The organism is Heyndrickxia sporothermodurans (genome assembly GCF_003055045.1).
Classification (GTDB): domain Bacteria; phylum Bacillota; class Bacilli; order Bacillales; family Bacillaceae_C; genus Heyndrickxia; species Heyndrickxia sporothermodurans.
In genome coordinates this window covers 96,010-116,864 of sequence record NZ_NAZB01000021.1, presented here as the reverse complement: position 1 = coordinate 116,864, position 20,855 = coordinate 96,010, and the positions used below count along the sequence as shown (strand labels likewise).

The following is a 20,855-nucleotide window of genomic DNA, read 5'->3' as shown; positions in this document are numbered from 1 at the left end:
TTACTTTTTAGATGTTGAACTTGAAGTATCGGAATTTAATACATTATCAAATGATTTTTTCAAATCTTTATCCTTAATATCTAATTTAGCATCTTTAATTTCTTTCTTCATAACCTCAGCAAGTTTTGTTTGATCTACTTTAGATGCTTTTATTTTTTCTTTGATTTCTTTTTTCATTTTATCATCTAGTGGAGCTTTATCTTTTTCACCGGTTTTCTTAATGATGTGATAACCGAATTGTGTTTTCACTGGTTCACTAACTTCATTTACCTTTAATTTATATGCAGCAGCTTCAAAAGTTGGATCCATTTTGCCTGTATTAAACCAACCGAGGTCTCCACCTTTTTGAGCGGTGCCGTCAGTAGAATATTTCTTTGCTAAATCCTCAAATTTTTCACCTTTTTTAAGTTTAGCTTCAACTTCTTTTGCTGTTTTCTCGTCAGCTACAAGAATGTGACTCGCCTTAATATCAGGTTTGATACTATTTGCATAATAATCTTTTATATCTTTATCAGTAATTTTCAAATCTTTCGTTGCGGCTTTTTCTTGTAAAAGACCAAGTTTTACGTTATTACGAAACTCTTTTTCATCTTTAATACCAGCTTGTTGAAGGGCCATTTCAAATTGATCACCAAGTTGTTTTTTTGTTTGATCTACCTGTTTATCAACTTCTTTATCCGAAACTTTGTATTTATCAGAAAGAACTTTTTCCAAAACAAGTTGTTGTACGACTTGGTCCCCAACTTTATCTTTCATTGCCTCATACAGTTCATCTTTTGTTACATTTCCAGCTTTTGTTTTTACCACTACATCTCCATTGTTGCCACATGCAGCTAGTCCAATAACTCCTGCTGCTAATGAAAGGGATAATACCCATTTTTTCATCAATTAACAACTCCCTGTCTAATTAATCGTCCAATTAAAACTTACAAAACCTACTATACCACAAAATTTATCGGAAAAGAAACATAATACGGAAGACTTATGGTATTTTTAAGGAATTCTCATCAAATCTTAACTTTTTTGATAAAGTGTAAAATCCATTATGAAAATCTAGGCAATTGCTCTAGTCAACAATAGCCGTTTGTACATAGGATATATTGAAAAGAAAAAAGGAGGTATTCAAAATGGGATTTGCTTACGGAGGCGGATTTGCCCTAATCGTCGTATTGTTCATTCTTTTGATTATTGTAGGGGCAGCATTTATTTGTTAATTTAGCCAGTCTAGTTATAACATCGAAACTAAAAATGAATAGAATATACTATTTCTGTTAGGGAGGTGACTATTATGGGTGGTGCAGCATACGGAAGCGGATTTGCGTTACTCGTTGTATTATTTATTTTGCTCATTATAATCGGTGCATCTTGGATATATTAGTGCAAAAAAATCAGGTTCGCCGCGAACCTGATTTTTTGTTTATGTTCAGAATAGTTGTAATCCGGATATAAATAATCTAAAGGGGTTCGATTCCGCAAGCTCTTGCCAATAATTCTACTAAATGAATTGATTCTGACGGTTTTTTACCAAAGGTGTTGACTCCGTGAGTCATCTGAATTAAACAACCGGGGTTTGATGTTACAACTATTTCAGGCTGAATGTTATTTACTTCATTCATCTTTTTACTTAGGATTTTCATTGATTCATCGTATTGTTGAATGTTGTAAATTCCTCCGGAAGCACAGCATGTATTTTTGCTTGGTAGTTCGACATATTTAATTCCTGGAATTTTTTTAAGTAATTTCTCCGGATAGTCGCCTGCTTTTTGAACATTAGATAAATGGCATGAAGGCTGATAGGTAACAACTTTTTCAATCTCTTTTGAAAATGGCAGCGAATCCAATGAGAAGAGTACTTCGGATATATCTTTGATCTTTTTCGTGAATTGTTCCGCTTTACGTACCCATTCTGTACCGAATTCTTCTATTAATAGCTGATCATATTCTTGGAGGATAGCTCCACAGCCTCCCGCGTTGGTAATAATAGCATCGACTTCGTATTGATCAAATGCCTTTAGATTATCCTTGGCTAATTGTCGCGAATGCTTCATTTGCCCTTGGTGTGCGTGAAGTGCACCACAGCAGGTTTGTTCTTTAGGTACATATACATCACAACCGGACATCCTTAAGAGCTCAAGTGTATAGTAGTTGACATGATAGAAGATAGCATCGTTTATACATCCAAGAAATAAGGCAACCGTTTTAACCGTTTTTTCAGTTTTCGCTTCATACAGTTGTCCCCTTTGAATCTGGTATTTCTTTGAGGGAACTTTAGGCAGAGCTATTTCGAATTTTCCTGCTTTTTTTACAAGTTTTTCGGAAAGGTTTGTTGCCCGAACAACTCTTTGCAGCCCGCTTTTTTGATAGAGGAAATACATATTACTAGAAAGCTTCATCGTTTTTGGTTTCATGAAAAGGTGGTTTAAGGCAAAGTCTTTAAATGTATGTTTTTTTCTAGCATGAACTTCTGCGTCATTAATAGCTTCTTTTGCATGTTCCAAAATTGAACCATATGGAACATTGACAGGACAGGCAACCTCACAGGCACGACAACCGAGACAAAGGTCAATTGGCTCTTTTAAGTCTTCTAAAATATCTATTTTTCCTTCCGCTGCCATTTTGACAAGATTAATCCTTCCTCTTGGAGAAGCACTTTCATTCTCCATCGATGCGTAAGTAGGGCATGCCGGAAGACAGTAGCCGCATTGAATACACTGATTGACTTCATCATAGGTTTTTTTTAAAAGAGTGTTTGTTATTGAGTCAGCGTTATTCACTGAGTCAACACCACCTTTGTTTGCCCTTTTTGTGGAAACATCTTGCCAGGATTCAAAATATTATTTGGATCCCAAGCCTCTTTAATCTTTTTCATTAAATCGAGCGTTAAACCTAACTCTTTTCGCATGTATGGAGCTTTTAAAATACCGATACCGTGCTCACCGGAAAGGGTTCCGCCTAGATCAATAGCCGCTTGAAAAATTTCCCCGACAGCGAGTTCTGCTTTTTTCATTTCCTCGATATTACGCTTATCTGTTATTATGTTTGGATGCAAATTTCCATCCCCAGCATGACCGAAAACAACTAAATTCAGCTTATATTTATCGCGAATAATATGAAGCTTTTCAATCATTTCCGGAATCTTACTTCGGGGCACTGTCGCATCTTCTGAAATTTTTGTTGGACCTAACTGAGTAATCGCTGGAGAGACCATCTTTCGGGCTTTCCAAATTGTTGCGCGCTCTTCTTCTGATTTCGCGACTCGTACTTTCGAACCAGGAAAGGATTTGCAAATTTCCGAGCATTGAGCTATTTCTTCCCTTACAGCCGCTTCATGTCCATCGACTTCAATAATGACGATCGCTTCAGCATCAAGGGGAAGACCTGATGGCTGATAATGTTCAACAGCCTCAATACAGTATTTATCCATAAGCTCAAGTGCAGCAGGTAACACTCCTGAGGATAAAATTGACGTGATCGCCTTTCCGGAATCAACAACGCTTTGGAAGGAAGCGAGTAATGTCATTTTGTGTGCTGGTTTCGGTATTAGCCGTAAAGTAATTTCCGTGACGACGCCAAGAAGTCCTTCCGAACCTACTATAAGTCTCGTTAAGTCAAATCCAGTCACATTTTTAACTGTTTTTCCACCTGTACGGATAATATCTCCTGTAGGCGTTACTACTTCTAATCCAATTACATATTCTTTTGTTGTCCCATATTTTAATCCTTTTGGTCCGCTGGAATTTTCAAGAATATTCCCACCAATTGTTGATACGTTGGAACTGCTCGGATCTGGAGGGTAAAATAATCCTTCTTTTTCTGCTTCTTCATGTATTCTGGATGTAATTACACTTGGTGTTACGATTGCAAGCATATTTTCTTTATCAATCGTTAAGGATTTTGGATATTGTGACATATCCAGAACGATTCCACCTAATATCGGTAGGGGGCCTCCACTTAAAGAAGTAGCTGATCCTCTAGGGTAAACAGGAATTTGATAGGTATTTGCTAATAAAATGATTTTACTAACTTCTTCCTTTGATTGAGGTTGAAGGACAATGTCAGGCAAATATTCGCCAAATGAAGCATCATAGCTAAACGAGTATAAATCCCCCTTTTTAGTAAGGATTCTATCGTTTTGAACAATTTTCCTTATTTCATTTAGTATTTGTTCATTAATTTTACTCATTGTTATCAACACCTAATAAGAATTGTGGATTATTTTATGGGGAGATCTATCATATTGAGAAACTGTTACAAACGGGAGGTTCTTCTTATAACTAGAATCATTATTTAAAATTTATTTATAGTTTTTAAACCAAGGAGCTTGGGTCTCCTTGGTTTATTTTTGCGCACATGAGTGGTTGTAATCTCTGTTGCTTTTATGTATATAGGATCTCTACATATGAAGAAAGAAGTAAAATAGTAACGAGTATATTAATGGTTCTAAATACCTTTGGTTGTCTTTCTTCAGGAATCTCTTTTTGTATACAAAGTGAATTAGTCATATTGTTTATTAGGTAAACAATAATAATTGCAACTATAATAAAAATGGAGATCACTATCAATTCCTCCCATATTTCCAAATGTTTAAGCTAAAGATACCAAATTTTAAATTAAAAAGATAGCTATTTTAAGAGATAACAGAATCAAATAAATGGTATTTTACTTTTGGAAAATAGTAATTAAACTGTAAAATAGAAGAATACAACATAAAAAATAAAAATCCGTCTTTTTATTACCTAATGTGATGAATATGAAAGGGCAAAATGGTATTATACTGATACAAGCCTATGATTACGGAAAATACAAACTTGGTAAATTCTTCTTCGAAAAGAAATAGATGAGGTGAAATGATATGGAATCAATAGAACAAAGACTTGAACGTATAGAGTTTCACCAAAAATTACTATTAAAAATTATTTCTGAAAGTCAATATGATTTTTATCGAATCGTCATTGAAAATCAACTACAGGAAAAAGATGTGGAAGATTTCTATAAACTCTGTGAAACTTTACATAAAGAAAGTGAAGAACAAAAAGCTGATAAATTCGTCTTTTTTTCTCCACTTTTCAAAAAATTTAAAGAAGAGCTTCATCCGAAGTTAGATCCCGAACAAGTCATTCAAGCATGTTTAAAGCAAAATATTTTTCCGGAGCTTATGGAAATCTTAAATAAAAATTTATCTTAAAAATTACTCAAGCTTTCACTCTCTGTTGGAAGCTTTTTAACATTTCCGTTTTCTTCAATAAATTCCGTTTCAATATTATGAAAGGAAGTTTCGAATATTTCCATAAAATCTTCTCCATATATATTACGAATAATGGCCATTAATTCGATAAATTCAGGGAATTTTCCATACAAATTTTTAATAGGCAATGCACCGTTTAAAACGACGCTATTTGAAGGATTAAAAGATTCCATTGAATCAAGTAATAACGCTTCCCCTTTTTTTGTTAATTGAATGTAGGTGTTTCTTTTGTCATTTTCCTTCTTAGAAAACTCCAGTAATTCCCGTTCTTCTAACTTTTTTGAAAAATTAAAAGCTGTTGATACATGCATGACTCCAAATTTGGCTACATCCGATATGGATGCACCCTTTAAATGGTAGGCAATCCAAAGAATATGATGTTCATTAATATTCAAATCATATGGTTTTATCCATTGCTGCCAATCTTTTTCAATCATTTTCCAAATAGCTTTGCTAATTTGCGTAATTTTTTGACTGAACAGCAAGGCTTCCTTTATAGAATAAGGACTTTCTGTCATTACTTCACCCACTTTATATATATATATATTTATTATGCCAATAAAATAAAGATTAATAAAGATATAAATTAACAAAATTTTTAGACAAGAATTTTCGTTTCAGAAAAGCATTGGAATTAATGAGATTTAGGTTGCTCCTGAATTTTTGATTCTAACTCATCAATTGAATCCTTCAATGCTTGTACTTCATTTAGAATATTTTCTTTATTTCCTTCAATATTATTTTGCCATTCTGATATCGCTGACTTGATATCAGAAACGAACTTCATTGCGATGTCTTTACCTTCCGATGATAATACATGGATTGAGTTTTTTAGTTCCTGCACATTTTTCGTTATATCTTTTGCAGATGACATCCAATCATTTGTTTGATCCGATAGTTGTTTTCTTAATTCTTTACCTGATGTAGGAGCTGTTAGTAAGGCGGAAAGTGTACCAGCAATTCCTCCGATGATAATCCCATAAGCAAACATTTTTTTGTTCATGTCAACACCCCATTTTATAATATAAAGTGATTATTAAGAATCTTTTGCATACCTCATAATCTATTTTTCTACAATAATTTGCAAAATCCTGCATGAATATTTAAATTATAGTACAATTTTTAAAAAAATGCACTGAAATTAACTATTTTATTAACATTTTATTGGAATTAAGAATCATGAAGTTCGCTTATTTTGCATATTTTTATCGTGTGAAGTATTTTAAAAATATAATGAATCAACGAGGGAATTGTTCAATCAAAATGGAGAAAGAGGTGTGGGTATTGAGTGGAATCATTTTTTGCCTCCTCCTTATATGTATTTGCTTTTTGATAGGATCAATTTATACTTTTTTAAAGTACCAAAGACCGGGGGTCTATCCGCCTAAAAAAATTTTAAAACAAAGGATAGTGTTTTTAGGCAGTGGAGGGATCATCTCTTTATTATTATTTGTTATATTGTTAATAATGACATAAAAAATCCTGCGTGATTAGCAGGATTTTACTTAGCATTTATTGAATATTTTTGGATATTGCTTCGGCGATTTTTTTATAATCATCTTGTGTGTATTCACTTTGATTATTTTTCCAAACGGCACCAAAGCCATCACCTTTTCCATAACGTGGGATTAGGTGTAAATGAAAGTGGAAAACAGATTGACCAGCATGTTCACCATTATTATTAACAAGATTCATACCGATCGGATTAAATTCAGCTTTCAAGGCATTTGCAATCATAGGTGCCACTTCAAAAATATTCTTGGCGATTTCGGGAGTCAATTCAAAAACGTTTTCTTTATGTACTTTTGGAATGATTAATGTATGACCCTTTGTTACTTGACTAATATCAAGAAAAGCAAGAACATGATCATTTTCAAATACTTTTGCGGATGGAAGTTCACCATTTATAATTTTACAAAAAATACAATCACTCATACTATCCCACCTTTCGATTTTGTAATTAGTATAACTTATAATGGCTAATAATGGAATAAGAAAAGCGTAAGCGCTGGACAGAAAAAGAAAAGGGACGGGGAATTCGATGAAATCCCGTCCCGATTGAAGGGGTACTTTAAGGGTTTAAAAAATCATTGGTCTGCCTTTGATAAACACCTCATTTATGATAAGAGTGTTATTTCAAATTTAACGGAGTAAATGACCTTTGTTCAACGCGATCATCCCCTTATTGTTTTAACATTTATTCAACGTTTAAAACAGTAAGTGATCTTCGACAAACACCTCATTTATGATAAGTGTATTTGTAACGTTGTTGCCATATCCTAGACCTGCCCTAATCGCTTTTACGGTTTCGGTCTTTAGTAACCACCCCGATTAATTGCGTTAGTTAACCCCTTCGCTTATTATCATGTACAATATAGAAATAAGTATTCATAAATTTTTAAGCTTTTAATGATGTGGATTAAGAAAAAGAAAGGACGTATACATATGTCACTACTCGAAGTACAAAATCTTACCGGTGGTTATACGAAAAAACCTGTTTTAAAAGATGTTTCGTTTACAATCGAAAAAAAACAAATGATTGGGTTAATCGGTTTAAATGGTGCTGGTAAAAGTACTACAATCAAGCATATTATTGGATTGATGGAACCGAAAAAAGGAAAGATTCAAATCAACGATCTCGAGCTTCGAAATGGCCCTGATGAATATCGAAAACAATTTTCTTATATTCCGGAATCTCCAATTTTATATGATGAGTTAACATTGGACGAGCATCTTAAGCTTACGGCAATGGCTTACGGAATAAATCAGGAAACATTTCAAACAAGGATTACTCCATTATTAAAAGAGTTTCGTTTAGAAAAAAAACTAAGTTGGTTCCCTGCTCATTTTTCTAAGGGAATGAAACAAAAAGTAATGATTATGTCCGCTTTTTTAGTGGAACCTGATTTATATATTATAGATGAACCATTCGTTGGCCTGGATCCTCTCGGCATTCAATCTTTATTAGATTTAATGAAGAAAATGAAAGAAAATGGGGCGGGAATTCTTATTTCAACCCATATTCTTGCAACAGCAGAAAGATATTGTGACGGATTTATCATTTTACATAATGGACATATTCGAGCAAAAGGAACGTTGAAAGAACTTCAAGATGAATTCGATATGCCAGGTGCTACATTAGATGATATATATATTCAGTTAACGAAGGAAGATAACGATGAAACAGATTGAGAGTTTATGGAAAGAACGAGTCCAACTATATATTCATGAATTAAGAAAATATTTAAAGTATATATTTAATGATCATTTATTATTTGTAGCCATTTTTGCATTAGGTGCAGGTGCCTATTATTATAATGGATGGGTAAAAACATTGGATGAAAGTTTTCCTATCGGTTTAGTTATGGGGATCTTATTGGGCCTTTTTTTAACGATGAGTCCGATTTATACATTATTAAAAGAAGCAGATAAAGTGTATTTGCTTCCGATAGAAATGAAAATGGCGTCTTATTTTCGTAAATCGATTTTATTTAGTTTTGTAATACAAGCCTATTTATTACTAATGCTTCTTGCTATCTGTATGCCTATGTATGTACAAGCAAGCGGGAATGGATTTCAATCTTTTCTCTATATCCTAATTGTTCTTTTTATCTTAAAAGTGTGGAATCTTTATTTACAATGGGATATGTTGAAAATTCAAGATCAAAGAACAGCCATTTTTGATTGGTTGATTCGTTTCGTATTAAACAGTTGTTTTATTTATTTTATTATCGAAAGAGCAAATCCATGGATATTTGGATTGTTTATTATACTTTATTTAGCATTATTTGTTTTTTATCACAGGACAGTAAAAGGGAAAACTTTAAAATGGGATGTATTAATTGATAAGGAACAAAAAAGATTAAACGCATTTTATCGGTTCGCAAATCTGTTTACAGATGTTCCAAAACTAAAAGGTCAGGTTAAACGTAGAAAATGGTTGGATTGGATCTTTCAATTCATTTCATACGAGCAAAAAAACACATATACGTTTCTATTTGCCAGAACATTGATACGTTCAAGTGAATTTTTCGGATTATACATGAGATTATCGATCATTGGTGCGATACTTCTTTATTTCAGTAATCAAATGTACTTGTCGATCGGAATATCAATCTTATTTCTTTTTTTAACAGCCTTTCAGCTAATACCTATGGTGAATTACCATGAATTGAAAATTTGGCAATATCTTTATCCTGTGGATCGAACTTTCAAGGAAAAATCTTTTTTAACCATATTAACAGTTTCTATCTTTATTCAGTCTATTTTTTTCGGAGTCGTCGTTCTTTTTAGTCAATCATGGCTAAATGGGCTTATTGTATGTTTGGCTGGCATCCTGTTTTCTGTCATTTTTACTAAATCATATGTTCCAGTCAGGCTTCGGAAAATGAGTCGGAGTTTATGAAATTTCTCCGCAATTAATTAGGGGAGACGTTAAAAATGCCTATTCGTTAGTTGAATCAAAACCGTATACAAATAGAAAATCCCACTTGAATTCAAATGGGATTTTCATTTTATACTTCAACTGAATTTTGTTCTTCAACATTTTGATAATTTAACGCAGCAGTGCCTAATGTTTTTGCGGCAATAAGCAATGCTTTTTCATTAATTTCAAATTTGGGGTGGTGGTGTGGATAAGGAATCTCTACATCGTCAGGCTTCGCCCCGGTAAAGAAAAACGTTCCTTTTACATGTTGCAAATAATAGGAAAAATCCTCGCCACCCATTTCAGGAGCAGCGATTTCAGTATGAAGAACATCGGAAACCTGACTTGTACAATCTGCCAAAAAGTCAGTTTCCTCATCATGATTGACAACCGCCGGGTAGCCTCGATGGTATTCATACTCAAATTCACAACCTGCTGCTAAGCATGTACCCCGAACGATACGATCAATTTCTTCCTCGATGAAATCACGAACGTCTTCATTAAAGGTCCGAACTGTCCCAGACAATTTTGCAGAATCCGCAATCACATTAAATGCATTTTCTGCAACGAAAGACCCTACAGTTACTACAGCAGAATCAATTGGATCGACGCGTCTGCTGACAATTTGTTGGAGGTTCATCACTAATTGCGAGGCGATAACAATCGCATCTTTCGTTTTATGTGGTTGGGCACCATGACCGCCATACCCTTTAATTTTGATTTCAAAGCGATCAGCCGCTGCCATTATTGGACCTTTTCGATAGGATATCGTGCCACATTCCAAAGGAGACCATAAATGGGTTCCGAAAATGACGTCCACACCTTCCAGGCATCCGTCCTGAATCATTGAAATCGCTCCACCTGGGGCATATTCTTCCGCATGCTGATGAATCATCACATACTCACCTGATAATTCTTCTTTCATTTCGTTCAAGGTTTTGGCAAGGACAAGCAGTGTTGCCGTATGACCATCATGCCCACAAGCATGCATCACACCAGGTACCTTTGATTTATATGGTGCATCTGTTTCTTCGTTAATTGGCAATGCGTCAAAATCCGCTCGCAGTGCAACTGTTTTTCCTGGAAACTTTCCTTTAATTCTTGCGACTACCCCATTTCCACCAACATTTTCTTTAACTTCAATTCCTCGTTCTTTATAGAAATCGGCGATATATTTAGCTGTTTGAACTTCTTGAAAAGATAATTCCGGATGCTGATGTAAATATCTGCGAATACTTACCATTTCATCAAATGATTGTTCTAGTTTTTGAGCTAATGTTTGAATTGTCATTGCTAGCCACGCATCTCCTCTTTGTAAAAATTTAAAACGAACTATTTTTATTATAGTACATATTTGAATTTTGTGAAAATGGTATTCGTTTGTACAAAATTTAAGGTAGAAGCCCCTTAAAGAGATTTTTTCTTTGAAGTCCTCACTCATTTTTTGCTTTTACATATTTTATTTTAAGTGGTTATTAGCCTATTTTCTCCCTCGATTATTAACCTCTTTTTCCAACAAGAAGTGCATTCTTTTAAACTGTAAGGAGGAATTTATGTGTCAGTTGATCTTACAGCAATTCATTGGATTTATATTGTGTTTATAGTGCTAATTATCGGATTCATGATTTTAAGGAGAGATACAACAATCATCTGTATAGTCGGAATTTTTCTTATTGCCTTGACAGCAACCGGTTCTATTACGGCATCCATTAGTGGGGTTTTTACAAGCTTCATTTATGCAATTACCAAGTTGTTAGCGATAATTTTAGTTATTTCACTAATTGTATCAATGAGTAAAAGTTTGATGGCTACAGGGATCAATGATGTGATGATTTCACCTTTTGCTAAACTAATTAAAACCCCTTCCTTAGCTTATTGGACGATTGGTATTGTTATGATGCTCATTTCCTTATTTTTCTGGCCTTCACCAGCTGTTGCTTTAATGGGGGCGGTATTACTTCCAGTAGCGATAAGAGTAGGCTTACCTGCTATTGGGGCGGCGATCGCTATGAATTTATTTGGTCATGGAATTGCTTTATCAGGGGATTACATTATCCAAGGGGCACCAAAGATTGCCGCCGATGGTGCAGGTATTCCAGTAAATGATGTATTACATGCAAGTATCCCGCTTGTCATTATAATGGGGCTTGTTACCACAATAACCGCGTTTTACTTTTTAAAACGCGATATGAAAAATGGAAAATTAAAGGTGAATAATCATTTCGATGTGCCGCTTGAAACTGAAAAGAAAGAGGTTACCCAGCTGACTCCTTTTTTTAAACGTCTCTTTGCATTGTTAATTCCAATCTTTTTTATTCTCGATATTGTTGCAATGGTTGCTTTTCATCTTCAAGGGGGAGATGCTACTGCCCTTGTCGGAGGTACTTCCATTTTGATTTTATTATTAATTACGTTTGCTGGATATAAAAATAAAGCGCTTGAGCAAACAACAAAATATTTAATAGAAGGGCTGCAATTTGGCTTTAAAGTGTTTGGTCCTGTGATTCCAATCGCCGCATTTTTCTATTTAGGGGATGCGGGCTTCCAATCGATGATTGGTGATTATTTGCCAAAAACATCTCACGGAATTGTAAATGATTTAGGTGCAGCATTAGCAAATCTTGTGCCGGTAACGAAGGAAGTTGGTGCAATCACTGCGACTGGAGTTGGTATTATAACGGGGTTAGATGGATCGGGATTTTCAGGATTATCGCTTGTTGGATCTGTCGCTAAGTTATTTTCACATGGAATCGAATCAAGTATTGCAACACTGACATCTCTCGGTCAAATTATGGCAATTTGGGTTGGTGGAGGTACGCTTGTCCCTTGGGCGCTTATACCAGCTGCAGCAATTTGCGGTGTTGATCCATTTGAACTAGCAAGAAGAAATCTTAAACCGGTAATAATCGGGATGGTAGTAACTACAATAGTTGCTATGTTTTTACTGTAATGCTCCCGTCAAAAATGTTTAATATAGAAATCTATTGATGTACGTGTCATTTCCTTGGAAATAAGAGAGATTTTTGTCAAGTTTATACCTTTTATGCTGGTTGTTGAAATTGTGTAAAAATAAGCGCAAATACTGCGCTTTATTTTTTTTCTTCATTCGGGATTGTATAGTACGATTCATATGGTGAGCCATTAAAAATTGTATTGCTGGATAATGGAGCACTGACTGTAGGCGTGTTTATAATCGTTTTGTAAGAATCTGTTAATTTCCATCTGGAGAAATCTTTTTCGTCTTCCCATATCGTTAAAATAATATACGTATCACCTTTTTTCGGTTTCAAAAAACGAAAAGCGCGAATACCCGAAGCCGTTTGAATCAACTGACTATTATTTTGCAAATGATACTCAAAAACCGGCTTGCCTTCATCGGAAATGGGAATATTATAGAAAACACTATATCCTTCTTCCGGAAAATTTCCTTTTCCATTAATTACTTCATATGTTCTCGGCGAACCAAATACAGATTTTTTCATCGTTTCATGAATGATTAAGGAGTTTTGTGCATTTTGCATTAACAGCATTTGTTCATCCTTATATTTATTCAATATTTTTATAAGAAACTCATAAGTACCGGTCGTAATATAAAGATTCATTTTTATCACCTCATTATTATTATACCCTTCAAAAGAGCATTAAAAAGCAATTTTCTGAAAATTAATTGATAGTATATTCATAAATGAATGGAGAAATTTTAACTTTTGACGATTTTAAGGCGAGAAAAAGGGAGAATTTATGACATTTCGTTAGGCGAACTATACATTTGGAATGAAAAAGTCTATATTGATTACATATTAAGAAGGAAGAACGAACTAGAACTTTTCTCTTTTTATAATTATTATTATATAATATGAAAAGATAGTTTTGAAAGGTGGACATATTACATATGACTAGAATTACGAATGATACCCTTTTGAGAGCGGCAAAAGGTGAACAAACAAGCCATGTTCCAGTTTGGTTTATGCGTCAAGCGGGACGCTCACAACCAGAATATCGTGCCTTGAAGGAAAAGTATTCCTTATTTGAGATTACCCATCAGCCTGAATTATGTGCATATGTCACTCGATTGCCTGTAGAGCAATATGATGTAGATGCAGCTATTTTATATAAAGATATTATGTCGCCTCTTCCTGCGATTGGTGTTGATGTTGAAATCCAATCTGGAATTGGTCCGGTTATCAATAATCCAATCCAATCACTTGCAGATGTGGAAAAGTTGGGGAAAATAACACCTGAAGAAGATGTTCCTTATGTGTTAGATACGATTAAATTGTTAACTAATGAACAATTGACAGTACCGCTGATTGGTTTTGCAGGAGCTCCATTCACCGTTTCGAGCTATATGATTGAAGGGAGACCTTCAAAAGATTATAAAAAAACGAAAGCATTTATGTATTCGGAGCCGAAAGCATGGTTTGCCTTGATGGATAAGCTTGCTGACATGACCATTGCATATGTACGTGCACAAATAAAAGCTGGAGCAAGTGCGATCCAAATTTTTGATTCTTGGGTCGGCGCATTAAATGTGGAGGATTATCGGATATATATTAAGCCTGTTATGGAAAGAATCTTTAGTGAGTTAAGAAAAGAAAATGTTCCACTTATTATGTTCGGAGTTGGTGCGAGCCATCTTGCACTAGAGTGGCATGATCTTCCATTAGATGTTGTAGGTCTTGATTGGAGATTACCAATTCAAGAGGCAAGACAAAAAGGTATTACGAAAGCTGTTCAAGGGAACTTGGATCCAGCTCTATTATTAGCACCATGGGAAGTACTTGAAGAAAAAACGAAGTCTATTTTGGACCAAGGAATGAAAACACCAGGCTATATCTTTAATTTAGGACATGGTGTATTCCCTCAAGTCAATCCCGAAACACTAAAAAGATTAACATCATTCATTCACGAATATAGTGCAAAATAAAAAACGCTGGAGCTAGATATACGAGAATTAGAAAGAGGTTTAACAAATGACGAAGAAAAAAGTAGGGCTTCTCGTCATGGCCTACGGAACGCCATATGAAGAAGCAGACATTGAAAGATACTACACACATATAAGACATGGACGTAAACCTTCTGAAGAGATGTTAGAGGACTTACGTAGCCGTTACAAAGCAATCGGAGGAATCTCTCCGTTAGCGAAAATTACTGAAGAACAAGCATATGGTCTTCAGAACCGTTTAAATGAAATCCAAGATGATGTAGAATTTCAAGCATATATTGGCTTGAAACATATTGAACCATTTATTGAAGATGCGGTTGAGCAAATGCATAATGATGGAATCAAAGAAGCGGTGTCACTTGTATTAGCACCACATTTCTCAACATTTAGTGTTAAGTCTTATAATGAACGTGCGAAAGAAACAGCTGAAAAGTTAGGCGGGCTTACAATTACATCGATTGAGAGCTGGTATAAGGAACCGAAATTTATTGACTATTGGGTGGAGCGATTGTCTGAAACATATGCAAGCATGAAAGAGGATGAACGTAATGCTGCATGTTTAATCGTTTCTGCTCACAGCTTACCAGAAAAAATCCTTCAATATGGCGACCCATATCCTGAACAGCTTAAGGAAACAGCTGATTTAATTGCTAGTAAAGCAGGGATAAAGGAATATGCAATCGGTTGGCAAAGTGCTGGAAATACTCCAGATCCATGGCTTGGACCCGATGTTCAAGATTTAACGCGTGATTTGTACAATGAAAAAGGATATAAAGCATTTGTTTACGTACCTGTTGGATTTGTTGCCGAACATTTAGAAGTTCTCTATGATAATGATTACGAATGTAAAGTGGTCACTGAGGAAGTGGGTGCAAGCTACTATCGACCTCCAATGCCAAATTCACAACCTCAATTTATTGATGCACTAGCAACGGTAGTTTTAAAAAAACTAAATGTAAATAATTAACGACATCAGGGATTATCCCTGGTGTTACTTTATTGCACTATAGACTTTTCAAAAAATATAAAATAATGATCATTGCCGAAGAAGGTGATTCCCAGTGTCGGGTAAAAAACATAAAGTAGTTATTATCGGTGGCGGGATTACCGGTTTAACTTCAGCATTTTATTTACAGAATGAAATAAAACAAAATAATTTACCTATTGAATTTAAACTAGTAGAAGCCAGTAGAAGATTAGGCGGGAAAATCAAAACTGTCCGAAAAGACGGCTTTGTTATAGAAACAGGCCCTGACTCTCTTTTAACAAAAAACGAAAGCTTTACTAAACTAGTAGAAAAATTAGGTATCCAACAAGAGTTAATTGAAAGTGAAACTGATAAAACATATGTAATATCGAATGATAAGCTTTATTTAATTCCTGAAGGAGCAGTGGTAGGAATCCCCACTCAAATAAGTCCGTTTATTCTTTCTAGTTTATTTTCGTTTTCTGGCAAAGTAAGGGCTGCAGCTGATTTAATTATTCCACGATTAAAAGAAAAAAAAGATGTTTCAATTGGGCAATTTTTTCGCAGACGATTTGGTGATGAAGTAGTAGAAAATCTCATTGAACCGTTACTTTCAGGGATATATGCAGGTGATATTGATCAATTAAGCTTAAAGGCAATTTTTCCGCAATTCTATGAGGTGGAAAAAAGATATCGTAGTTTAATAATAGGAACAAAAAGGGACAAGACCTATTCAAATAGATTCCTAACCTTAAGGAATGGGCTGGAATCAATCGTGGAATCCATGGAAGAAAAGCTTGAGGAAAGTTCAATAATGAAGGGTATTCGGGTTGTTAAGGTTGAAAAGTCATCAAGGGACCAAGATTATGAAATTTCCCTAAATAATGGTGAGCATCTCGAAGCAGATAGTGTGATTATTGCGCTCCCACATTATTTACTTCCAAATATACTTCCGAGGTATGATTTTTTTGAACCACTTTCCAAGGTTCCGGCTACATCAGTTGCTACAGTAGCGATGGCATTTTCTGAAGAAGCGATTAGAAAAAACTTTGATGGAACCGGTTTTGTCGTTGCGAGGAATAGCGACTATACAATTAATGCTTGCACATGGTCACATAAAAAATGGCCACATTCAACTCCTGATGGCAAAGTACTGCTTCGCAATTATATTGGCAGAGCTGGGGATGAAACAGTCGTCGATTTATCAGACGCAGAAATTGAGCAAATTGTTTTCGATGATTTAAATAAATTAGTCGAACTCTCTGATGAACCCGACTTTACAATCGTATCAAGATGGAAAAATGCGATGCCACAATACACAATTGGGCATGAAGAAAGAGTAAAAGCATTAAAGGACAATATCGTGAAAAATCTGCCGGGAGTTATTATTGGTGGAAGTTCATTTGAAGGAATTAGTGTACCGGATTGTATTAGTCAAGGTGAATCTATAGTGAAAGATGTTTTGCAGTATTTAAGAAAATTAAATACGTCTAAGCAGGAAGTTATTAGTGAATAATTCTATTGTAGAATTATTCACTTGTTTTTTTTTAGAGAGTATGTTAAATTACTTTTTGTGAACTTATTGACCATTTTCCTCATTTGGTCATTTTGCGGATTGGGGTGAAGTACTTTGGCGATTGATCGTAAACAACTAATTATAGATGCAGCTACAAAATCCTTTTCATTATTTGGCTACAAAGCTACGACAATGGATCAAGTTGCGAAACTTGCCAATGTCGGAAAGGGCACGATCTATACTTTTTTCAAGAACAAAGACGAATTGTTTGATGAAATAGTGACAACCCTTATTAAGGATATGAAAGAATCTGCAGAAGAAGCAATGGATCCTAATCTTTCTTTCTTTGAAAATGTGCACAACGTACTATTTCGGATATTAGAGTTTCGTAAAAAGCATCAACTAACGATTAAACTTTTTCAAGAAGAAAAAGATATGGGAACACCTGCTGTGTCTGAAGTCATTCAAAAAGTGGAAAATGCAGTCTTAAATTATATTATGGGAATCATTCAAGGTGCAATGGATAAGGGAGAAATAAAAAAATGTGATCCTGAAATCACAGCATTTATTATTTTAAAGCTTTATATTTCATTAATATTTGACTGGGAAAAGCATCATCGTCCCCTTGAAAAAGAGGAAATTGCAGATCTGTTTGAATCATACTTATTTAAGGGATTGTCAACATGATGATCCTCATATTTTTAAACAAAACTGACCAGTTGAACAATTCAGTCAATTAGAAAGGAGCGAATTAATTATATGAAAGGTTCATTATTTTTAGCCGAATTAAAAGGAATTGTCCGCCATCCGATGTCCTTAATACAAGTTCTGGCAATTATATTAGTCCCGATTCTTTATGCAGGGATGTTTATATGGGCGTTTTGGGATCCATATGGACGATTAGAGAAATTGCCGGTTGCCGTAATAAATGAGGATAAAGGATCGGTAATGCAGGATGAAAAAATCGAGATTGGTGATAAACTAATTGATAACCTAAAAGAGAAGAAAAGCATGAATTTCCATTTCGTCTCAAAAGACGCGGCCTATAAAGGATTGGAAAATCAAAAATACTATATGGTCATCGAGATTCCGGAAAATTTCTCTGAAAATGCAACAACTTTACTCGATAAAGATCCAAAACGACTACAATTAAAATATGTACAAAATCAAAGTGCAAACTATACATCCTCAAAAATTGGCGAATCAGCCATGACCAAAATTAAAGATGCTGTATCAAAAGAAGTGTCCACTACGTATGCAGAAGAAATGTTTGATGCGATTAAAAAAATGGGGGACGGGTTTAATACAGCAAGTGACGGCGCATCTAAATTATACGATGGTGCAAAAAAATTAGGTGATGGAACGAAATCGCTAAAGGAAAATCTTGAACTACTCGCAAAAAATTCGATTACATTTAATGACGGAGTAGTGAAAGCTAAATCAGGTGCCGGAGATCTATCAAAAGGATCGAATGATTTAGCAAATGGTTTAAATCAGCTGAATGATGGAAGCAATCAATTATATAATGCCTCAAAAGATATGCAAAACGGCACAAAGGAATTAACAAAAGGGATTAACCAGGCGAGTGAAGGGCTTGGAGCATTAAATAAAGGAATGCCTGCACTTGTCGATGGTACCAAGAAAGTTCAAGGTGGGCTTGAGCAATTCAAAAATGAACTCCCTCCTGCAATAGCTAATGCCTTTTCATCCCAGTTAACTGAAGGTGTTAAAGGGATAAATCAAGGTGTTGATCAATTGCAAAGTGGAATGGAGAAACAGCTAACAGCTGGGATTGCAAAACAAATTAAAGATAAGCAAACTAAACAAATGGAACAACTATTTGCTGCACTTAAAGGAAAAGTTGATGATCAAACGCTTCAACAACTCCAGCAACAATTGACAGCAAATGCTCAAGACCAAGCCAAGGAAATGGAGCAACAGTTAGCACAAGGGATCCATCAAGGAATGGATCAAGGATTCACTGAATTCAAAAAACAAGTAAATCAACAAATGACAGGCAATAAAGATCAAATTACAAAACAAATAAAAGAGCAAACCGATCCGCAATTTGATAAATTAATAGCTGGTGTCACTACTATTAATAAAAACCAAGTAAAAGTTCAAAAGGGTATTGAACAGCTTGCAAACGGTTCGACATTACTAAGTAATGGTGCTGCTAAATTACAAAACGGTCAAAATCAATATATTGAGAGTTTAGGCTTATTTACTAGCAAAATGAATGATGCCGCAACTGGTGCCAACAAATTATCCGAAGGAGCAAAAACGCTCAATAATGGATTGAATCAGCTTGCTGATGGGTCAACACAAATAAAAGACGGCAGTCATAAACTTGCTGACGGTTCAAAAAAATTGGATGACGGTACAAATGATTTAAAAGACGGAACGAAAGAAATGAAAGGAAAATTATCTGATGCATCAAAGGATGCAAACTCCGTTAAAGGGAATGATAAACAGTATGATATGATGAGTGATCCGATCCATCTTAAAAAAGATGTCGTTAATCATGTCCCTAACTATGGAACAGGATTGACTCCTTATTTCTTATCACTCGGATTATTTGTCGGAGGACTATTGTTAACAATCATTTTCAATGTTCGTGAACCTGCTACAGAGCCGAAAAATGCTTTTTCTTGGTTCTTGGGGAAATACGGTATCATGGCTATCGTCGGTATTTTTCAAGCGCTAATTGCTGTTTGGATTATCGTCGGTATGATTGGAGTAGATGTGAAAAGCGTGCCATTATTTATCGTGGCAGCGATCGTTACAAGTCTAACATTTATGGCAATTATTCACTTTTTCGTTGCAGCACTGGATAATCCGGGTCGCTATATTGCGATTATCGTTTTAATCTTGCAATTAACATCTAGTGCGGGAACTTTCCCACTAGAGTTATTACCTAATGCATTAAAACCGATTCATGAAGCATTGCCAATGACTTATTCTCTTCAAGCTTTCAGGGCAGTTATCTCAAATGGAGATTATTCATTAATGTGGCATAACTTAGGAATACTTGCTATCTATCTAGTAAGCTTCTTGATTTTAACATTAGGATATTTTATCTTTAAGTCAAAAAAAATGGATAAAACAAAAACAAATGAAGAAGTTATCGCATAAAAAATGGGAGCTATGATTGTATCATAGCTCCCATTTTTTTATCGTAATGCTTTAATATCTTTTACAATTTCACTTAAAGGAAAACCATTTTGCGTTGAATAATCTTTGACAACTTCTCCATCTTTATTGACTAGATAAAAACTTGTTCCATGGACAACTTGTGTATCATTTTCCGGTTTAACGATTATATTTTTAAAATTATCCATTGCAAAGTCTTTAATTTTATCTTGTGAATATCCGGTTAATAGATGCCATGTTGAAAAGTCCGCTTCAAATTTCGAAGCATAGTTTTTTAAAGCTTTTGGTTTATCTACCTCTGGGTCTACACTAAATGAAACAAAATGAACGTCATCATAGCCTTTTTTCTTAATTTCCTTTTGGAGATCCCTCATATATTTTGTTAATTGGGGACAAATATCGGCACAGCTCGTAAACATAAAATCAGCGACCCATACATTTCCTTTCAAATCCTTCAGACCTAATTTCTCTCCGTTTTGGTCAGTAAATGTGAAATTTTCTATTTTATGTCCATTTTTATTAACATTTGAACATGCACTAAGACTTGTTAAAATAATAGCGGCTATCAATAATAATGAAAGGCGGAAATGTTTCATTATGTAC

Annotated in this window: 22 protein-coding genes; 12 read left to right on the top strand and 10 right to left on the bottom strand. The window is 34.7% G+C overall.

What is annotated here, in order from left to right; all coding sequences use genetic code 11:
• Entirely contained in the window at positions 1-885 is an 885-nt protein-coding gene (locus B5V89_RS10480; RefSeq protein WP_066233907.1) for a peptidylprolyl isomerase, read from the bottom strand.
• 242 nt (positions 886-1,127) lie between these two features.
• On the opposite strand from B5V89_RS10480, the gene B5V89_RS10475 reads away from it, so the two are divergent.
• Both B5V89_RS10475 and B5V89_RS10470 read left to right on the top strand, forming a co-directional pair.
• Positions 1,128-1,214, top strand: a complete 87-nt coding sequence (locus B5V89_RS10475; RefSeq protein ID WP_066233910.1) for a YjcZ family sporulation protein — start codon at positions 1,128-1,130, stop codon at positions 1,212-1,214.
• Positions 1,215-1,288: 74 nt separating this feature from the next.
• Positions 1,289-1,378, top strand: coding sequence for a YjcZ family sporulation protein (locus B5V89_RS10470; protein ID WP_078110109.1), 90 nt, complete (start codon positions 1,289-1,291; stop codon positions 1,376-1,378).
• A gap of 76 nt (positions 1,379-1,454) precedes the next feature.
• Here B5V89_RS10470 and B5V89_RS10465 read toward each other — a convergent pair whose 3' ends face one another.
• The 3 genes from B5V89_RS10465 to B5V89_RS20320 form a co-directional block, all read right to left on the bottom strand.
• Positions 1,455-2,774, bottom strand: a complete 1,320-nt coding sequence (locus B5V89_RS10465) for a (Fe-S)-binding protein (RefSeq protein ID WP_244913482.1) — start codon at positions 2,772-2,774, stop codon at positions 1,455-1,457.
• Positions 2,771-4,183, bottom strand: a complete 1,413-nt coding sequence (locus B5V89_RS10460) for an FAD-binding oxidoreductase (protein ID WP_066233913.1) — start codon at positions 4,181-4,183, stop codon at positions 2,771-2,773. Before B5V89_RS10460 ends, B5V89_RS10465 begins: the two co-directional genes overlap by 4 nt.
• A 193-nt stretch (positions 4,184-4,376) precedes the next feature.
• On the bottom strand, positions 4,377-4,556 hold the full coding sequence (locus B5V89_RS20320) for a hypothetical protein (protein WP_066233916.1): 180 nt from the start codon (positions 4,554-4,556) through the stop codon (positions 4,377-4,379).
• Positions 4,557-4,852: 296 nt separating this feature from the next.
• On the opposite strand from B5V89_RS20320, the gene B5V89_RS10450 reads away from it, so the two are divergent.
• Positions 4,853-5,185, top strand: coding sequence for a DUF1878 family protein (locus B5V89_RS10450; protein ID WP_066233919.1), 333 nt, complete (start codon positions 4,853-4,855; stop codon positions 5,183-5,185).
• Here the strand turns inward: B5V89_RS10450 and B5V89_RS10445 are convergent.
• Both B5V89_RS10445 and B5V89_RS10440 read right to left on the bottom strand, forming a co-directional pair.
• Positions 5,182-5,763, bottom strand: a complete 582-nt coding sequence (locus tag B5V89_RS10445; protein WP_066233922.1) for an HTH-type transcriptional regulator Hpr — start codon at positions 5,761-5,763, stop codon at positions 5,182-5,184. The genes B5V89_RS10450 and B5V89_RS10445 overlap by 4 nt on opposite strands.
• 116 nt (positions 5,764-5,879) lie before the next feature.
• Positions 5,880-6,248, bottom strand: coding sequence for a YtxH domain-containing protein (locus tag B5V89_RS10440; protein ID WP_066233924.1), 369 nt, complete (start codon positions 6,246-6,248; stop codon positions 5,880-5,882).
• Between the two features lie 176 nt (positions 6,249-6,424).
• Between B5V89_RS10440 and yhzF the strand changes: the two genes are divergently transcribed.
• Positions 6,425-6,721 carry a membrane protein YhzF gene (gene yhzF, locus B5V89_RS20825; RefSeq protein WP_463732814.1) on the top strand — a complete coding sequence of 99 codons (297 nt, stop codon included), beginning with the start codon at positions 6,425-6,427 and terminating at the stop codon, positions 6,719-6,721.
• 36 nt (positions 6,722-6,757) lie between these two features.
• Here the strand turns inward: yhzF and B5V89_RS10435 are convergent, their stop codons facing one another.
• A complete protein-coding gene (locus B5V89_RS10435; RefSeq protein WP_066233927.1) occupies positions 6,758-7,180 on the bottom strand; it encodes an HIT family protein in 423 nt (140 codons plus the stop codon).
• A 510-nt stretch (positions 7,181-7,690) separates the two neighbouring features.
• Here B5V89_RS10435 and B5V89_RS10430 point away from each other — a divergent pair.
• Together B5V89_RS10430 and B5V89_RS10425 are read left to right on the top strand one after the other, a co-directional pair.
• Positions 7,691-8,437: an ABC transporter ATP-binding protein gene (locus tag B5V89_RS10430; RefSeq protein ID WP_066233930.1), complete on the top strand. Its 747-nt coding sequence runs from the start codon at positions 7,691-7,693 to the stop codon at positions 8,435-8,437.
• The gene (locus B5V89_RS10425) at positions 8,424-9,650 is read left to right on the top strand and encodes an ABC transporter permease (RefSeq protein WP_066233933.1); all 1,227 of its coding nucleotides are present in this window, start codon (positions 8,424-8,426) and stop codon (positions 9,648-9,650) included. The genes B5V89_RS10430 and B5V89_RS10425 overlap by 14 nt, the downstream gene beginning before the upstream one ends.
• A 109-nt stretch (positions 9,651-9,759) precedes the next feature.
• On the opposite strand, the gene B5V89_RS10420 is transcribed toward B5V89_RS10425, so the two are convergent.
• Complete coding sequence (locus tag B5V89_RS10420; protein ID WP_066233935.1) at positions 9,760-10,962, bottom strand: M20 family metallopeptidase; 1,203 nt, start codon at positions 10,960-10,962, stop codon at positions 9,760-9,762.
• A 264-nt stretch (positions 10,963-11,226) separates the two neighbouring features.
• On the opposite strand from B5V89_RS10420, the gene B5V89_RS10415 reads away from it, so the two are divergent.
• The gene (locus B5V89_RS10415) at positions 11,227-12,621 is read left to right on the top strand and encodes a hypothetical protein (RefSeq protein ID WP_108071859.1); all 1,395 of its coding nucleotides are present in this window, start codon (positions 11,227-11,229) and stop codon (positions 12,619-12,621) included.
• A 139-nt stretch (positions 12,622-12,760) separates the two neighbouring features.
• Here B5V89_RS10415 and B5V89_RS10410 read toward each other — a convergent pair whose 3' ends face one another.
• Positions 12,761-13,273: an antibiotic biosynthesis monooxygenase family protein gene (locus B5V89_RS10410; protein WP_107919923.1), complete on the bottom strand. Its 513-nt coding sequence runs from the start codon at positions 13,271-13,273 to the stop codon at positions 12,761-12,763.
• 290 nt (positions 13,274-13,563) lie between these two features.
• Between B5V89_RS10410 and hemE the strand changes: the two genes are divergently transcribed.
• The 5 genes from hemE (at position 13,564) to B5V89_RS10385 (ending at position 20,234) form a co-directional block, all read left to right on the top strand.
• The gene (hemE, locus tag B5V89_RS10405; RefSeq protein WP_108071857.1) at positions 13,564-14,598 is read left to right on the top strand and encodes a uroporphyrinogen decarboxylase; all 1,035 of its coding nucleotides are present in this window, start codon (positions 13,564-13,566) and stop codon (positions 14,596-14,598) included.
• Positions 14,599-14,644: 46 nt separating this feature from the next.
• Entirely contained in the window at positions 14,645-15,583 is a 939-nt protein-coding gene (gene hemH / locus B5V89_RS10400) for a ferrochelatase (protein ID WP_066233945.1), read from the top strand.
• A gap of 94 nt (positions 15,584-15,677) precedes the next feature.
• Positions 15,678-17,099, top strand: coding sequence for a protoporphyrinogen oxidase (gene hemY / locus B5V89_RS10395; protein WP_108071855.1), 1,422 nt, complete (start codon positions 15,678-15,680; stop codon positions 17,097-17,099).
• A gap of 114 nt (positions 17,100-17,213) precedes the next feature.
• Positions 17,214-17,786 carry a TetR/AcrR family transcriptional regulator gene (locus B5V89_RS10390; protein ID WP_066233952.1) on the top strand — a complete coding sequence of 191 codons (573 nt, stop codon included), beginning with the start codon at positions 17,214-17,216 and terminating at the stop codon, positions 17,784-17,786.
• 72 nt (positions 17,787-17,858) lie between these two features.
• Positions 17,859-20,234, top strand: a complete 2,376-nt coding sequence (locus B5V89_RS10385; RefSeq protein ID WP_108071853.1) for a YhgE/Pip domain-containing protein — start codon at positions 17,859-17,861, stop codon at positions 20,232-20,234.
• Between the two features lie 38 nt (positions 20,235-20,272).
• Here the strand turns inward: B5V89_RS10385 and B5V89_RS10380 are convergent, their stop codons facing one another.
• A complete protein-coding gene (locus tag B5V89_RS10380; RefSeq protein WP_066233957.1) occupies positions 20,273-20,848 on the bottom strand; it encodes an SCO family protein in 576 nt (191 codons plus the stop codon).
• Positions 20,849-20,855: the final 7 nt, after the last annotated feature.

Bases quoted from the DNA above. Each gene is read 5' to 3' on its own strand.
- B5V89_RS10410 (WP_107919923.1), bottom strand. From the start codon at position 13,273: ATGAATCTTTATATTACGACCGGTACTTATGAGTTTCTTATAAAAATA.
- B5V89_RS10380 (WP_066233957.1), bottom strand. From the start codon at position 20,848: ATGAAACATTTCCGCCTTTCATTATTATTGATAGCCGCTATTATTTTA.
- B5V89_RS10475 (WP_066233910.1), top strand. From the start codon at position 1,128: ATGGGATTTGCTTACGGAGGCGGATTTGCCCTAATCGTCGTATTGTTC.
- hemH (WP_066233945.1), top strand. From the start codon at position 14,645: ATGACGAAGAAAAAAGTAGGGCTTCTCGTCATGGCCTACGGAACGCCA.
- B5V89_RS10435 (WP_066233927.1), bottom strand. From the start codon at position 7,180: ATGAGTGATTGTATTTTTTGTAAAATTATAAATGGTGAACTTCCATCC.
- B5V89_RS10470 (WP_078110109.1), top strand. From the start codon at position 1,289: ATGGGTGGTGCAGCATACGGAAGCGGATTTGCGTTACTCGTTGTATTA.
- B5V89_RS10480 (WP_066233907.1), bottom strand. From the start codon at position 885: ATGAAAAAATGGGTATTATCCCTTTCATTAGCAGCAGGAGTTATTGGA.
- B5V89_RS10420 (WP_066233935.1), bottom strand. From the start codon at position 10,962: ATGACAATTCAAACATTAGCTCAAAAACTAGAACAATCATTTGATGAA.
- hemE (WP_108071857.1), top strand. From the start codon at position 13,564: ATGACTAGAATTACGAATGATACCCTTTTGAGAGCGGCAAAAGGTGAA.
- B5V89_RS10425 (WP_066233933.1), top strand. From the start codon at position 8,424: ATGAAACAGATTGAGAGTTTATGGAAAGAACGAGTCCAACTATATATT.
- B5V89_RS10440 (WP_066233924.1), bottom strand. From the start codon at position 6,248: ATGAACAAAAAAATGTTTGCTTATGGGATTATCATCGGAGGAATTGCT.
- B5V89_RS10460 (WP_066233913.1), bottom strand. From the start codon at position 4,183: ATGAGTAAAATTAATGAACAAATACTAAATGAAATAAGGAAAATTGTT.
- B5V89_RS10450 (WP_066233919.1), top strand. From the start codon at position 4,853: ATGGAATCAATAGAACAAAGACTTGAACGTATAGAGTTTCACCAAAAA.
- B5V89_RS10430 (WP_066233930.1), top strand. From the start codon at position 7,691: ATGTCACTACTCGAAGTACAAAATCTTACCGGTGGTTATACGAAAAAA.
- yhzF (WP_463732814.1), top strand. From the start codon at position 6,425: ATGAAGTTCGCTTATTTTGCATATTTTTATCGTGTGAAGTATTTTAAA.
- B5V89_RS10445 (WP_066233922.1), bottom strand. From the start codon at position 5,763: ATGACAGAAAGTCCTTATTCTATAAAGGAAGCCTTGCTGTTCAGTCAA.
- B5V89_RS10385 (WP_108071853.1), top strand. From the start codon at position 17,859: ATGAAAGGTTCATTATTTTTAGCCGAATTAAAAGGAATTGTCCGCCAT.